The 14,556-nt window shown below is 46.2% G+C and carries 11 protein-coding genes; 3 read left to right on the top strand and 8 right to left on the bottom strand.

Features of this window, described 5'->3' with window-relative positions:
- Positions 1-28: 28 nt before the first annotated feature.
- On the bottom strand, positions 29-3,154 hold the full coding sequence (locus BLS64_RS00265) for a WD40/YVTN/BNR-like repeat-containing protein (RefSeq protein WP_093110592.1): 3,126 nt from the start codon (positions 3,152-3,154) through the stop codon (positions 29-31).
- Positions 3,155-3,277: 123 nt separating this feature from the next.
- Here BLS64_RS00265 and BLS64_RS00260 point away from each other — a divergent pair, with 123 nt between their 5' ends.
- Positions 3,278-3,736 carry an SRPBCC domain-containing protein gene (locus BLS64_RS00260; RefSeq protein ID WP_093110590.1) on the top strand — a complete coding sequence of 153 codons (459 nt, stop codon included), beginning with the start codon at positions 3,278-3,280 and terminating at the stop codon, positions 3,734-3,736.
- Positions 3,737-3,955: 219 nt separating this feature from the next.
- On the opposite strand, the gene groL is transcribed toward BLS64_RS00260, so the two are convergent.
- The 7 genes from groL to miaB form a co-directional block, all read right to left on the bottom strand.
- A complete protein-coding gene (gene groL, locus BLS64_RS00255; protein ID WP_093110588.1) occupies positions 3,956-5,593 on the bottom strand; it encodes a chaperonin GroEL in 1,638 nt (545 codons plus the stop codon).
- A 105-nt stretch (positions 5,594-5,698) separates the two neighbouring features.
- The gene (locus BLS64_RS00250) at positions 5,699-5,974 is read right to left on the bottom strand and encodes a co-chaperone GroES (protein ID WP_093110586.1); all 276 of its coding nucleotides are present in this window, start codon (positions 5,972-5,974) and stop codon (positions 5,699-5,701) included.
- A gap of 145 nt (positions 5,975-6,119) precedes the next feature.
- Positions 6,120-6,458, bottom strand: a complete 339-nt coding sequence (gene secG, locus BLS64_RS00245; RefSeq protein ID WP_093110584.1) for a preprotein translocase subunit SecG — start codon at positions 6,456-6,458, stop codon at positions 6,120-6,122.
- Between the two features lie 5 nt (positions 6,459-6,463).
- A complete protein-coding gene (locus BLS64_RS00240; protein WP_093110582.1) occupies positions 6,464-7,288 on the bottom strand; it encodes a hypothetical protein in 825 nt (274 codons plus the stop codon).
- On the bottom strand, positions 7,288-7,791 hold the full coding sequence (locus BLS64_RS00235; RefSeq protein WP_093110580.1) for an LptE family protein: 504 nt from the start codon (positions 7,789-7,791) through the stop codon (positions 7,288-7,290). Before BLS64_RS00235 ends, BLS64_RS00240 begins: the two co-directional genes overlap by 1 nt.
- Before the next feature lie 27 nt (positions 7,792-7,818).
- Positions 7,819-9,072, bottom strand: coding sequence for a sigma-54 interaction domain-containing protein (locus BLS64_RS00230; RefSeq protein ID WP_093110578.1), 1,254 nt, complete (start codon positions 9,070-9,072; stop codon positions 7,819-7,821).
- Between the two features lie 74 nt (positions 9,073-9,146).
- The gene (gene miaB / locus BLS64_RS00225) at positions 9,147-10,592 is read right to left on the bottom strand and encodes a tRNA (N6-isopentenyl adenosine(37)-C2)-methylthiotransferase MiaB (RefSeq protein WP_093110576.1); all 1,446 of its coding nucleotides are present in this window, start codon (positions 10,590-10,592) and stop codon (positions 9,147-9,149) included.
- A 174-nt stretch (positions 10,593-10,766) separates the two neighbouring features.
- On the opposite strand from miaB, the gene topA reads away from it, so the two are divergent.
- Both topA and BLS64_RS00215 read left to right on the top strand, forming a co-directional pair.
- Positions 10,767-13,283 (top strand): type I DNA topoisomerase, encoded by a 2,517-nt coding sequence (gene topA, locus BLS64_RS00220; RefSeq protein WP_093110574.1) that lies wholly within the window; start codon positions 10,767-10,769, stop codon positions 13,281-13,283.
- A 3-nt stretch (positions 13,284-13,286) separates the two neighbouring features.
- Positions 13,287-14,447, top strand: coding sequence for a formimidoylglutamase (locus BLS64_RS00215; RefSeq protein ID WP_093110572.1), 1,161 nt, complete (start codon positions 13,287-13,289; stop codon positions 14,445-14,447).
- The last annotated feature ends 109 nt before the right edge of the window (positions 14,448-14,556 follow it).

Below are 14,556 nucleotides of genomic sequence, written 5' to 3'. Positions count from 1 at the left end.
GCAGCCTCTTTTTTTTAATTTAAATTTCCTAAGGCAGGGCCTGAACTTCTACCGGGTTCCAGTCCAGGTTTTTCACCATCTCGTTGAACTCCGGAACCTGCTCCTGGTATATCTTCCTTATTTTGTTCAGTTCCTCATCGATCTCTTCTGAGATCTCATCGCGAAACTTCAAAGCAGAATCTGTAGGGCTAAAATCGCCAACCGCCATCAGGGAATTCAGGTGAGCGAGTTTATTGTTCAGTCTAATGGGGTAGTTCAAAGGATCCTGCCTACTCCTGTTCTTGGTCTGGTACAGGCGTTCTTCAACTGCGGTAAGATTCTCCTTTATGCTCTTTCCGAGCTCTTTCACTTTTTCAGCATTTTCAACATCTTCTATCTGTTCAAGCACTTCAGTGATCTGGCTTTTTGTGGTGCGCAGGTCTTCAATGGCGTTATGGGTCTCACTGATCTTATCTACCAGCGACTGTAAAAAGTCAAATTGGGCTATCAGATCTTCCTCGGTTGCCGTGGAACGCGGATCTTTTAAAATGCTGAATTCCTTTTCTATTTCTGCATCCTCTGTGATCAGGGCAACTTTGTATTTTCCTGGTATGGCTTTGGGTCCGTCCATAGAAGACCACCAAAGCACCATCCCGTCAAACGTATCGGCTCCCGGATATCTCATGTTCCAGTTAAAGTTGTTCATTCCCGGTTCGATCTCCAGTTTGCCTTCCTTTTGTTTTTTCTCAGGATGCGTGGAGTAAGCCGTAACCAGTTCATCGCTGCTGTTTCTGAATTCCAGCCGCACCGTATCTACTGTGGTGGTGTCTTTTACAAAGAAATTTACCATGACACCACCGGGATGATTGGTGCCTGCAGTTTTTGACGGTCCCCTGGAGCCTCCGTCCATTCTGTAACTGTCCATAGGCTTGAATAGGCTTACTGGCTTCGTCATCAGCTCATCATCCAGCTGGTATAGTGGTGTAAGGTCGTCGATCAGCCAGAAACTTCTTCCCTGGGTGGACGCGATGAGGTTGTTGTTCTTCACCGCCAGGTCGGTAATGGGTACTATGGGTAAATTCTGCTGAAAAGGTTTCCACGTAGCTCCGTCATCAAAGGAAACATACATTCCGGATTCTGTCCCGGCATAGAGCAGCCCTTTTCGTGCAGGATCGGCTCTCACTACCCTTGTGAAATCATCGGAAGGAATCCCATTAGTGATCTTTTTCCAGGTCTTTCCGTAATCGTTGGTCTTGTATAGATAAGGCTGATAATCCCCAAGTTTATAGCGGGTACCGGCAAGATATAGTCCGCCCTTGGTAAAATGATCGGCTTCAAGGCTGTTGATCATCAGCCACTCCGGAAGGTTCTTTGGGGTCACATTGTTCCAGGTCTTACCGCCGTCCCGGCTCATGTGGATGAGGCCATCATCAGATCCTGTCCAAAGCAAACCTTTTTCATAAGGTGATTCAATGGCGGCAAAGATGGTGGCGTAATATTCTACACTGGTGTTGTCTTTAGTAATAGGTCCACCCGACGGTCCCAGCTTAGTGGTATCTGCCCGGGTAAGGTCGGGGCTTATCACTTCCCAGCTTTGCCCCTCATTGGTGGTCACGTGCAGGTGATTGCTGGCAGTGTAAAGTTTATCAGGATCGTGCGGAGAAAAGAAGATCGGGAAATTCCACTGGAAGCGGTATTTCATGCCTTCTGCTCCGTGTCCCATAGGATTGTCGGGCCACACATTGATAGCCCTTACCTCGTTTGTAGAATGGTTCACCCGGGTGAGGAAACCGCCATAACTTCCGCCATAAACAATGTCACTGTTTTTCGGGTCTACAGCGATATGAGCCGATTCGCCCCCGGCGGTAGATTCCCAGTCGCTCTCATCAATGGCACCGCCATCTGTCCTGTGCAGTATTCTTACGGTGGAGTTGTCCTGCTGAGCCCCATAAATACGGTAAGGGAAATGATTGTCTGTAGTTACCCGGTAGAACTGCGCTGTGGGCTGGTTGTGATAGGTAGACCAATTCTCTCCCGCATCAAAGCTTACCTGTGCGCCGCCATCGTCTCCAATGATCATGCGCTGATTATTTTCGGGGGCGATCCACAGGTCGTGGTGATCGCCGTGCGGGGCAGCACTCGAAGTAAATGATTTTCCTCCGTCTCTGGAAACGTGGTAATCTACATTCAGCACATATACTTTGTCTTCCTCTTCCGGGTCGGCATAGATTCGGGTGTAGTACCAGGCTCTTTGCCTAAGGCTTCGGTCATCATTGACCTTGTTCCAGGTTTTGCCGGCGTCGTCAGATCGAAAGACTCCTCCGTTCTCATTTTCAATAATGGCATAAACGCGCTCAGAATTGGCAGGGGAAACGGTGATACCCGAAATTCCCCAGATGCCCTCGGGCAAACCTTTATTGGAAGAAATGTTCTGCCAGGTCTCGCCGGCATCAGTACTTTTCCACATCGCACTTCCTTCGCCGCCACTTTCAAGGCTGTATGGAGTCCTTCTTATCCTCCAGGTCGTGGCGTATAGGATCCTTGGATTATTTGGATCCATCACCAGGTCTACCGCCCCGGCATCGGCATTGGCAAAAAGCACCTTTCTCCAGGTATCTCCGCCGTCTGTACTTTTATAAACCCCTCTTTCTTCGCTGCTTTTGTAAAGGTCTCCCATTACCGCCGCGTAGACCAGATCGGGGTTCTTCGGATGAATGCGCACCCGTGAGATGTGCCGGGAGTTCTTAAGCCCTTTCTGCTGCCAGGTTTTTCCGGCATCTACAGATTTCCACATTCCGTAGCCGTAGGAAACGTTTCCGCGGACGGTCTTTTCGCCGCCACCCACATAAATAACATTATTGTCCCATTCGCTTACGGCCACTGCGCCTATCGAGCCGCCAAAATAACCGTCAGATATATTCTCCCAGCTATTACCGGCATCGGTGGTGCGCCAAACGCCGCCTCCGGTACTTCCGAAGTAATAAAGATTGGGCTTGCCGGAAACCCCAGTCACCGCAGCCGAACGACCGCCCCGAAAAGGGCCTATATTCCGCCATTTTACGGCAGCCAGGTAAGAAGTATCGACTTCAGAAGCAGGGATGAATGACTCGGATGTTTTCTGCGCAGCCACAGGCAGGGTAAGCAGCAGAAATAAAAGCGAATAAAAAATTCTCATTAAGTAGATATTAAGTGTTAGAAGATTCAGGTTAAATGACTCCCAATTTATAAAAAAATGTTATTTTAAATATGCTATTGAAAAATCGCTTTTCAGGAACTATTAATCATAAAGACCAAACCCATGGAAAAACTTGAGATAAAGACTGCGCTGCAGATAAATGAAGCTCAAAAAACCGTTTTTGACGCCATAGTCGATCCTTCTAATATGTCTCATTATTTTATTTCTGAAAGCACCGGCAAGATGGAGGAGGGGAAGACCATCAACTGGAAGTTCCCTGAATTTGAAGAGGCTTTTCCCGTGAAAATTTTAGAAGTAAGACCGAATGAATTCATCTCTTTTGAATGGGATGGGGCCAAAGGACAAAAACTAAAGGTGGAGATAAGGCTGGAAAAGGTAGAAGGTCCCGCTACTCTGGTAAGGATAACCGAAGGCAAAATGGACGTTGACCCCGCAGGGATCAACTGGTACGGACAAAACACCGAAGGATGGGCCAATTTCCTCGCCAGTTTAAAAGCTTATGTGGAATACGGGATCAACTTGAGAAAAGGGGCTTTTGATTTTATGAAGGAAAAACTTTAAAAAGCAAAATTGCCAAATTCCAAATTTCAAATTCCATTTTTTCTGAAGCTAGGAGCTTGCGGAAAAATTAAAGAAGTCAACAAAAGCGCTTGTGGTGGTTGACAGTGCTATGCATTACTGAAAAATAAAAAACCCGCTTTTTTAAAAGCGGGTTTTTCTATGATCTGCAGATATTAGAATCAAGATCTCATATCTCAATTCTCACATCTCAAATCTATTTTACATCATTCCCGGCATTCCGCCGCCCATTGGAGGCATTCCGCCGCCACCTGCGTTCTCTTCCTTGATGTCGGTCAAAGCACACTCGGTAGTAAGGATCATTCCGGCAACAGAAGCAGCGTTTTCAAGAGCTACCCTGGTCACTTTCTTAGGATCGATAATACCTGCTTTCAACATGTCTACGAAAGAATCAGATTTCGCATCATATCCGTAGTTGTCTTTACCTTCCAGAACCTTGTTGATCACCACAGAACCTTCACCACCGGCGTTCTCTACGATAGTTCTCAATGGAGCTTCAATAGCGCGGTTCACGATCTGGATTCCGGTACCTTCATCGGCGTTTGCAGCCTCAAGGTTTGCAAGTACGGCTTTTGCACGTACCAAGGCAACACCACCTCCGGCAACAATTCCTTCCTCTACGGCCGCACGGGTCGCGTGAAGCGCATCGTCAACACGATCTTTCTTCTCCTTCATTTCAACTTCTGAAGCTGCACCTACGTATAGTACGGCAACACCTCCGGCTAACTTCGCCAGACGCTCCTGAAGTTTTTCCTTATCATAATCAGAAGTAGTGGTTTCCATCTGGGCTTTGATCTGGTTCACTCTGTTCTGGATCGCTTCGTTCTCTCCGGCACCGTTAACGATAGTGGTATTATCCTTGTCGATAGCCACTTTTTCTGCAGTACCAAGCATGTCGATGGTTGCGTTCTCAAGAGTAAATCCTCTTTCTTCAGAGATCACGGTACCACCGGTAAGGATAGCGATGTCCTCAAGCATGGCTTTTCTTCTGTCTCCAAATCCTGGGGCCTTAACAGCAGCGATCTTCAAGGAACCTCTCAATTTGTTCACCACAAGGGTAGCAAGAGCTTCCCCATCTACATCTTCGGCGATGATCAACAATGGCTTTCCGCTTTGCGCAACCGGCTCAAGTACCGGAAGAAGGTCTTTCATGGCAGAGATCTTCTTGTCGAAGATAAGAATGTATGGATTCTCAAGATCTGCGGTCATTTTTTCGCTGTTGGTCACGAAGTAAGGAGAAAGGTATCCGCGGTCAAACTGCATTCCTTCTACCACGTCAACGTACGTTTCGGTTCCTTTGGCTTCTTCAACAGTGATCACGCCTTCTTTTCCAACTTTTCCAAAAGCCTGAGCGATAAGTTCCCCGATCTGGTCATCATTGTTCGCAGAAATAGAGGCAACCTGCTTGATCTTTTCAGAAGAATCTCCCACCTGCTGGGTCTGGTCTTTCAGGTTCGCGGTCAAAGCCTCAACAGCCTTGTCGATACCTCTTTTCAGGTCCATTGGGTTTGCTCCGGCGGCCACGTTCTTAAGGCCTTCTTTTACGATAGCCTGTGCAAGAACAGTAGCAGTGGTAGTACCGTCACCGGCAAGGTCGTTGGTCTTGGAGGCAACTTCCTTCACCATTTGCGCCCCCATGTTCTCAAGAGCATCTTCCAGCTCGATCTCTTTTGCTACGGTCACCCCGTCTTTGGTCACTGAAGGGGCTCCAAAAGATTTGCTGATGATCACGTTACGGCCTTTAGGACCTAAAGTTACTTTTACCGCGTTCGCCAATGCGTCTACTCCGCGTTTGATCCCGTCACGGGCTTCAATGTCAAATTTTATGTCTTTTGCCATTTTGAATTAATTTTTTTATCCCGAACCTCTCGGGAATTAGTTAGTTGTTTTTTAATTGAGGGAAAACCGCTCATTTGAAGAAGGGGAGCGGCGGGAACCACAGTATTATACTATGGCAAGAATATCGTCCTCTCTCATCATAAGGTAATCCTTACCTTCCAATTTAAGCTCGGTACCAGAGTATTTTCCGTAAAGCACGGTGTCACCAACCTTGACGGTCATGTCGTGATCTTTTTTTCCACTGCCTACGGCTACCACTTTTCCTTTTTGTGGCTTTTCTTTTGCAGTTTCGGGAATGTAAATACCTGAGGCAGTCTGGGTTTCTGCGGCTACAGGCTCAACAAGTACTCTGTCTGAAAGAGGTTTAATGTTTAGTGCCATTTTACGATTGTATTTTAGTTAAATAATTTTTTTACTTGAATACCCAATATGACGAAAATTATGCCACTTGAATTTTGCTGACATATGCCAAAAAAAAATGCCAGCTTGTCATAAGCCGGCATTAATAAAGGATATAAATTCTTTCTTAGTTCTCTTCTGCAGGTGTTTCTACAGGAGTTTGTATTGGAGCAGGAACGTTTGATTCAACTTCGGTCTCTCCATTCATGATCTTTGATTCTCCCATTCCGTTCCCGTCCATGATGGTCACGTTTGACAACAGGATAAGTACCAGCAGCAAAGTAGCCAATGTCCAGGTACTTTTGTCCAGGAAATCTGAGGTCTTTTGAACCCCGCCAATTTGGTTAGCACCTCCTCCAAATGCCGAAGACAATCCTCCGCCTTTAGGATTTTGTACCATGATAACTACCACCAGCAAAAATGCGACGATAATGATTAATGCTAAAAAGATTGTAAACGTGCTCATTATGCTTAACTATTATTTTCTTGTAATTTTTCGATCGCCCGGATCTGGTCGGCAAAGAAACCACTTTTTTCCGGATTTTTCAAAATTAAAATTTTATATGCCTGTATGGCTTTTTTGTAATTTTTCTGCTCCAGGTAAACCCTCGCTAATGTCTCTGTCATAAGGGCTTCGGGCGAGATGAGGTTCTCCTCGGCAATGTTTGCTTTTTTACTGCTTTTTACCGGGGCTATCTTTGGGTTCTTGGCAATGAACTTATTGATCAAATCGAATTTGCGCGACTTAAAATCATCGTCTTTTTCTTCGGAAGGTTCCTCATCCCGTTTTACCGGGGTAGCGGTAGAGAGTTTAAGCCATTCAGAAAAAGAATGGTTTTCTTCTTTGCTGAAGTCGAGCGGTCGACCAATTTGCAGCCGGGCTTCTTCTTTTTCGGTCTTTTCCTGTTTTCTGAAAAGATCAGGATCGAACACCTGCTCAGACTCCCGAATTTTCATTTTTAAAGCCTTGTCTAAAGTGAGATTCTCTTCCTCTTTTTCAGAAAGCTCTTTTTCCTGCTCCTCATGCTTGCGTATCTGCTCGGCGATCTGGTTCTGGTTGAACTCTTCCGATGTGATGAGGTCAAAAAACACTCCCCGGTCTGTGGTGTAGGCAGCGGTGATCTTTAGTGCCTTGTTGTAATGCAGGCTGTTGGAATTTTTGAGTCCCTTGAGCCTAACCGCCCGGGCTGCCTGGAAATATGGATATTCCTGCAAAACCTCTTTTAGGGCTGCCGTCTGGTCAAGAGTGACCGCCGCCGGATTTTGTAGCAAATATGTTATTTCCTCCTGTTTCATTACCAGTTTGCAAGGGTGGCGTTAAAAATATCCTGGGTTATACGGGTAAAGATCTCCTCCAGCGCCGTTGCCAGGGTAGCTCCCGTGAGCTGGGCATTGGCCGGATAATCGTAGTAAAAAGAGAACTTTCGCTCCATGTCCTTTTCCGGATCAAGGGTGTTGTAGAACCTCACGTTCACCACCACGGTAAGCCGGTTTTGAGCGGCTGTACTTTGTGCGGTGGCACTCATGGGTGCCACGTAGTAATCCACGATCTCCCCCTCGTAAACCAGGTCTCCGTTCTCATCGGTAAGGTTGAGATTGGTCTGGCTTTGGATCAGATCCTGTAATTGCAGGGTGAAGGTCCTGTCAATTCCCGGTTCTACGATAGGGGCCGCATTCTGAAAATAGTTCACCTGGAAGGTCTGTGCGTTCCCCACATCGGCTCCAGAAAAGGAATAGATCCCGCAGGATTGAAAACTGAAGATCAGCAGAACAAAAAGGAGGGCTTGTAATTTTCTCATATTATAATAAGGTCTTGAAAAGGCCTTTTAAAGGTCGTATTGTTTTATCTTTCGGTAAAGGGTGCGTTCGCTTATTCCAAGTTCTTCTGCAGCCGCCTTGCGTTTGCCGTTATGGCGCTCAAGAGATTTCTTGATAAGCTCCAGCTCTTTGTCCTGCAAAGAAAGGGTTTCCTCTTCCTCGATCTCCTCTGCAAAATAATATTTATCCTGCTTATCAGGCACATTATTCTGCGGAATTTGAAGCACTTCCAGTTGTTCGTCGGTTACCTCTTCGGGCACCACTTCTTCCTCGTCATTGTTGCCGTAGATCTTTTCAATGAGCCCTTCATGCTCTTCCTTTACCTTGCTGCTGTCATGCTTCATAAGCTCCAGAGTCAGCTTCTTGAGGTCATTCAGATCGCTCTTCATGTCAAAAAGCACCTTGTAAAGGATCTCGCGTTCATTGCTGAAGTCGCTTTCCTTTTTCTTCTCTTCAATGACCGCAGGCAGGTTGGTACCTATCCCGGGAAGATATTCTTTCAATATAGAAGCGCTAATGTTTCGCTCCTGTTCCAGGACCGAGATCTGTTCTGCGATGTTACGCAGCTGTCGTACGTTCCCGTTCCAGCGGTACTTTTGAAGCAGTTCCACGGCATCTTCTTCCAGCCTTACGGTTGGCATCTTGTATTTCATGGCGAAATCGGCTGCGAACTTCCTGAAGAGCAAATGTATGTCATCATTTCTCTCCCTTAACGGCGGAAGATAGATCTCCACCGTACTCAAACGATAATAAAGATCTTCCCGGAATTTCTCTTTTTTGATCGCTTCGAACATATTGAGGTTGGTGGCCGCCACGATGCGCACGTTGGTCTTCTGCACCTTTGAGGAACCCACCTTTATGAATTCCCCGTTCTCAAGCACCCTTAGCAATCTTACCTGGGTTGTAAGTGGCAGTTCCCCGACTTCATCCAGGAAAATTGTACCCCCATCGGCTACTTCAAAGTACCCGCTTCGGGTTTGAGTGGCACCAGTAAAAGCTCCTTTTTCATGTCCGAACAATTCACTGTCTATGGTCCCTTCCGGGATCGCGCCGCAGTTGACGGCAATGTATTTCCCGTGTTTGCGATGAGAAAGAGCGTGAATGATCTTTGGGATACTTTCCTTACCAACCCCGCTTTCCCCTGTGACCAGGACAGAAATATCTGTCGGTGCCACCTGAATGGCCTTTTCGACCGCCCGGTTTAGTTTTTCGTCATTTCCAAGAATGCCGAAACGTTGTTTTATCGCTTGTACGCTTTCCATTTAGTTAATTCAAAATTCAGGATTCAAAATTCAAAATTTTGTTTTTCCGATCACCAATCCCCGATCACCAATTCCTAATTATTCTCACTATACCCCACAGCTTCTCCTATTAAAGTAGCGCTGGTACAGTCGTTTATCTTAACGTTCACAAAATCCCCGACCTTGTAATTTTCCTTCGGAAATACAGCAACGGTATTCTGAGTTGTTCTTCCGCTCCAGTGAAGATTAGATTTTTTAGATTCTTTTTCAATGAGAACTTCTACGGTCTTTCCTAAAAACTGTTTGGTTCTGTAATGACTGTGCTCCTGCTGCAGGTTGACGATCTCGGTAAGCCTTCTTTTCTTAACTTTTTCAGGCACATCGTCCTCAAGTTTACGCGCAGCCATGGTTCCCGGTCTTTCCGAATAAGCGAACATGAACCCGAAATCATATTTTACATACTCCATTAAAGAAAGCGTGTCCTGATGATCTTCTTCGGTCTCTGTAGGGAAGCCGGTGATCATATCCTGAGAGATGGCACAATCAGGCATCAGTTTCCTGATGTTGTCTATTAGTTCGAAATATTCCTGGCGGGTATGAAGACGGTTCATCTCTTTTAGGATCCTGTCGCTTCCGCTTTGCACCGGAAGGTGAATGTATCGGCAAATGTTCGGATACTTTGCCATGGTCTCGATCACATCCAGGGTCATGTCCTGCGGATTGGAAGTGGAGAACCTGATCCTCATTTTAGGATGAGCTTCGGCAACAAGTTTTAATAATCCTGCAAAATTGGTCGCTGTCGCTTTTTGTATTTCCGAAGCATTTTTGAAATCCTTTTTCAATCCGCCACCATACCACAGGTAGCTGTCCACGTTCTGCCCCAAAAGAGTGATCTCCTTAAAGCCTTTTGCTGCCAGGTCGTTCACCTCTTCAAGGATGCTCTGCGGGTCGCGGCTTCGTTCCCTTCCGCGGGTAAAAGGCACCACGCAGAAAGTACACATGTTGTCACAGCCACGGGTAATGGAAACGAATGCTGAAACTCCGTTGCTCTGAAGCCGCACGGGAGAAATGTCTCCGTAAGTTTCATCTTTTGAAAGGATCACGTTCACCGCGTTCCTTCCTTCTTCCACTTCATTGATGAGGTTGGGCAGGTCTTTATAGGCATCTGGCCCCACCACCAGGTCAACTATCTTTTCCTCTTCCAGGAATTTTGCTTTGAGACGTTCGGCCATACAGCCAAGCACGCCCACTTTCATTCCCGGATTGATCTTTTTGACCGCGTTATATTTTTCAAGCCGCTTTCTCACGGTTTGCTCTGCTTTATCTCGAATAGAACAGGTATTGATAAGCACAAGGTCTGCCTCTTCAAGTGACTGGGTGGTATTGAAACCTTCCTTGGCCAGGATGGAGGCTACGATCTCACTGTCGCTAAAGTTCATCTGGCAGCCGTAACTCTCTATCATCAACTTCTTTCCGTTACCCGATTGCGGCTCCATGACCAGTGAATTCCCCTGTTGTTTTTCGTCTATTATCTTCTCCATAATCAAAAAATACCGTTTGGTAATTGAACGCGCAAAGATACGTTTTTAGTTGAGATGTGACAAAGTGACAGGAAGAAATTAAGGGGTTTTTTAACTTCGGGAAACCCCCCTTTTATGTAATTTGGATTTGATATTTAAAATTTCCTATACTTTTGCAGAACAAAAATAGATGCTATGGCAAAGAATTTAGTGATTGTAGAGTCCCCTGCAAAGGCAAAGACCATTGAAAAGTTTCTGGGTAAAGACTATAAGGTCGCCTCCAGTTTTGGTCATATTGCCGACCTGCCAACAAAAGAGCTGGCAGTAGATACAGAAGGAGACTTTACTCCTAAATATGTAGTGCCCAAAGAAAAGAAGGACGTGGTGCGCAAGCTCAAGAGCCTGGCCAAGGATGCAGAGACCGTATGGTTGGCCAGTGATGAGGACCGGGAGGGAGAGGCCATTGCATGGCACCTGGCCGAAGAACTGCATCTTGACAAGAAAAAGACCAAGCGCATCGTTTTTCATGAGATCACCAAATCGGCGATCCTGAAGGCGATCGAAAATCCGCGTGACATTAATTACAATTTAGTGAACGCCCAGCAGGCCCGCAGGGTGCTTGACCGTTTAGTAGGTTATGAGCTGTCCCCGGTGCTTTGGCGCAAGGTGAAAGGCGGACTTTCAGCCGGAAGGGTGCAATCCGTTTCTGTACGGTTGATCGTAGAACGCGAGCGGGAGATACAGAATTTCAAGCCGGAGGCCTCTTTTAGAATAGATGCCGAATTTACTTCGGAAGAAGGAAAGACCTTTAAGGCGAAGCTTCCGAAGAACTTTGATACCAAAACCGAAGCCGAGCAGTTCCTCTCCCAAAACATGGGAGCGAACTTCAAGGTCGCCGACCTTACCACCAAGCCGGCCAAAAAATCACCTGCACCGCCATTTACCACCTCGACCCTGCAGCAGGAAGCCTCCCGAAAACTGTATTTTTCGGTGAGCAAGACCATGACCATGGCCCAGCGCCTGTATGAAGCCGGTCATATTACTTATATGAGGACAGACAGCGTAAACCTTTCTGATGATGCGAGAAAAGGCGCTAAAAATGAGATCCTCAAGGCTTACGGGGAAAAATACAGCAAGAGCAGGCAATTCAAAGGAAAATCAAAAGGAGCACAGGAAGCTCACGAGGCCATTCGCCCCACCAATTTTGAGAAGCACACGGTGAATGCGGACAGGGATGAACAGCGCCTGTATGAATTGATCTGGAAAAGAGCGATCGCTTCCCAAATGAGCGAGGCTCAGTTGGAAAGGACTAATGTAAAAATTGAAGCTGATAAGCACGACAAGCAATTCACTGCCAATGGGGAGGTGCTTAAATTTGACGGATTCCTAAAAGTGTACCTGGAAGGAAGGGATGAAGAGGATGATGAGGTGCAGGAGCAGGAAGGGATGCTGCCAGCCCTTAAGCTGAATGAAAAACTGGAAAACGAATATATCACCGCAACCGAAAGGTTCACGCGGCCACCATACAGATATACCGAAGCTTCTTTGGTGAAGAAACTTGAAGAATTGGGAATTGGCCGTCCTTCTACTTACGCGCCAACCATCTCTACTATCCAGAACCGAAAATATATCGAGAAAGGATCTGTTGACGGTACCGAGCGGGAATATGTACAGCTTTCTCTTAAAAAGGATAAGTTGAGCGAAAAGAAACTCTCGGAAACCGTTGGAAGGGATAAAGGAAAGCTGGTGCCAACGGATGTAGGGATGGTAGTGAACGACTTCCTGGTAAATCATTTTTCGAGTATCCTGGATTATCACTTTACCGCAAAGGTGGAAGAGGATTTTGATAACATTGCCGAGGGGAACGAGGAGTGGACCAGGATGATGAAGGAATTCTACAACGATTTCCATCCGCATGTAAAAGATGTCGCCGAAAATGCCGAGCGTGAAGTCGGGGAGCGCATCCTTGGAAAAGATCCCGATACCGGAAAGCCTGTGAGCGTGCGTCTGGGTAAATTCGGTCCTATGGTGCAAATGGGGTCTGTAGAGGATGAGGAAAAACCGAAATTTGCCAGCCTTTCTCCTGATCAAACCTTAGATTCTGTCACTTTTGAAGAGGCTATGGAGCTCTTCAAACTTCCGAAGGAAATTGGGGAGTATAAAGGAGAAAAAGTAGAGGTCAACAATGGACGTTTTGGGCCGTATGTGAAATACGGAAAGAAATACGTTTCCCTTGATAAGGGTGAAGACCCTATCGAGGTGAACATGGAGCGTGCCCTGGAACTGATCAAAGCAAAAGAAAAGGCAGATGCTCCTATATATGAATATAAGGACCTTCCGGTGCAAAAAGGAGTTGGTCGTTTTGGACCTTATCTTAAGTGGAACGACATGTTCATCAATGTCAACAAGAAATATGATTTCGACAATCTTTCCGCAGAAGATATCGAAGAGCTGATAGAGGACAAGCTGGCCAAGGAGCGTGAAAAGGTGATCCACAACTGGGAAGAGGAAGGCATTCGCGTGGAAAAGGCAAGGTGGGGAAGATCGAATATCATCAAAGGAAAGACCAAGATCGAGCTGCCAAAAACGGTTGATGCCGCAAAACTTACTTTAGAGGAGGTAAAAGACCTTATCGAAAAGAAAGCCCCGAAGAAGAAGACTGCGAAGAAGAAGACAGCCACCAAAAAGAAAACCGCGACCAAAAAGAAATAATCAATGGATTATGATTTTTTTACCCCGGTAGATGAGCAACTCGTTGCTGAAGCTACCCAAGGCCCGGGTATAGGGTCATCTCTTAAAATACATTCCGAAGAAAAAGCCTTTCCTGACCTTGACGGGGTGAAGATCGCCTTTTTTGGGGTGCTCGAAGACCGGCTGGACGAGAACCGAACGGGAGAGCCTTTTGACTTTTTCAACATCCGCAGAAACTTGTATCAGCTGTATCCCGGCAACTGGCATTTGCAAATGGCCGACCTGGGAGACATACAGCCCGGAGAATCTGTGGAGGATACTTTCTTTGCCGTGCAAACGGTGGTGAACAACCTGCTCAAAAACAACATTATTCCGGTCATTCTTGGAGGTTCACAGGACCTTATATATGCTCAGTACCGCGCCTATGACGGGGTGGAGCAGATGGTGAACCTGGTGAACGTCGATTCCCGATTTGACCTTGGGGATGCGAGCGAAGCTTTGACCAACAGATCTTATGTGGGGAAAATAGTAGTGAACAAACCTTATAACCTGTTCAATTATTCCAATCTTGGCTACCAGACCTATTTCAATTCTCAGGACGAGATAGAGCTCATGGAAAGACTCTTTTTTGATGCCTATCGTCTGGGAGAGGTTTCGGGAGATATAAGTATGGTAGAGCCCGTAATGCGTGACGCCAACCTGGTGGGGCTGGATATGGGAGCTGTCAGTGCAGGTGCCCTGGGGAACTATAGATTGACTTCGCCCAACGGGTTTGACGGAAAGGAGATCTGTGCTTTGGCCCGCTATGCCGGGATCAGTGATAAGGTGTCGTCTTTTGGTATCTATGAGATCGATTCGGAATTAAACTTTCCTTCTTCGAGCATGCTCGTCGCCCAAATACTCTGGTATTTTATTGAAGGAGTTAATTTTAGGAAGAATGAAAATACTATTTCGGCAAAAAAAGAGTTTATAAAATATCAGGTGCCGGTAGATGATGAGATTCTGGTGTTTTATAAGAGCCCAGTAAGCGGCCGATGGTGGATAGAGATTCCCTTCACCTCTTCTGAAAATAATAAATTAAAACGCCATACGTTATTACCTTGCACTGAAGGGGATTACATTGACGCCTGCAATCAGAACATCCCCGAGCGCTGGTACAAGACCAAACGTAAGAACGAAATTTAACTATATTTAAACATCGGTAGCAAACCGATTTTTAGAAATAAATTGTTTATTAGGAAATAAATAAATAGGTTTACTGACTTGGAAAGAGCTACTAGGTCCTAACTTTGAA

Source organism: Salinimicrobium catena, from assembly GCF_900102915.1.
Lineage (GTDB): Bacteria > Bacteroidota > Bacteroidia > Flavobacteriales > Flavobacteriaceae > Salinimicrobium > Salinimicrobium catena.
The sequence above is the reverse complement of the archived record's forward strand: the minus strand, read 5'-3'. Positions and strand labels throughout refer to the sequence as shown.

Bases quoted from the DNA above. Each gene is read 5' to 3' on its own strand.
- BLS64_RS00265 (WP_093110592.1), bottom strand. From the start codon at position 3,154: ATGAGAATTTTTTATTCGCTTTTATTTCTGCTGCTTACCCTGCCTGTG.
- BLS64_RS00260 (WP_093110590.1), top strand. From the start codon at position 3,278: ATGGAAAAACTTGAGATAAAGACTGCGCTGCAGATAAATGAAGCTCAA.
- groL (WP_093110588.1), bottom strand. From the start codon at position 5,593: ATGGCAAAAGACATAAAATTTGACATTGAAGCCCGTGACGGGATCAAA.
- BLS64_RS00250 (WP_093110586.1), bottom strand. From the start codon at position 5,974: ATGGCACTAAACATTAAACCTCTTTCAGACAGAGTACTTGTTGAGCCT.
- secG (WP_093110584.1), bottom strand. From the start codon at position 6,458: ATGAGCACGTTTACAATCTTTTTAGCATTAATCATTATCGTCGCATTT.
- BLS64_RS00240 (WP_093110582.1), bottom strand. From the start codon at position 7,288: ATGAAACAGGAGGAAATAACATATTTGCTACAAAATCCGGCGGCGGTC.
- BLS64_RS00235 (WP_093110580.1), bottom strand. From the start codon at position 7,791: ATGAGAAAATTACAAGCCCTCCTTTTTGTTCTGCTGATCTTCAGTTTT.
- BLS64_RS00230 (WP_093110578.1), bottom strand. From the start codon at position 9,072: ATGGAAAGCGTACAAGCGATAAAACAACGTTTCGGCATTCTTGGAAAT.
- miaB (WP_093110576.1), bottom strand. From the start codon at position 10,592: ATGGAGAAGATAATAGACGAAAAACAACAGGGGAATTCACTGGTCATG.
- topA (WP_093110574.1), top strand. From the start codon at position 10,767: ATGGCAAAGAATTTAGTGATTGTAGAGTCCCCTGCAAAGGCAAAGACC.
- BLS64_RS00215 (WP_093110572.1), top strand. From the start codon at position 13,287: ATGGATTATGATTTTTTTACCCCGGTAGATGAGCAACTCGTTGCTGAA.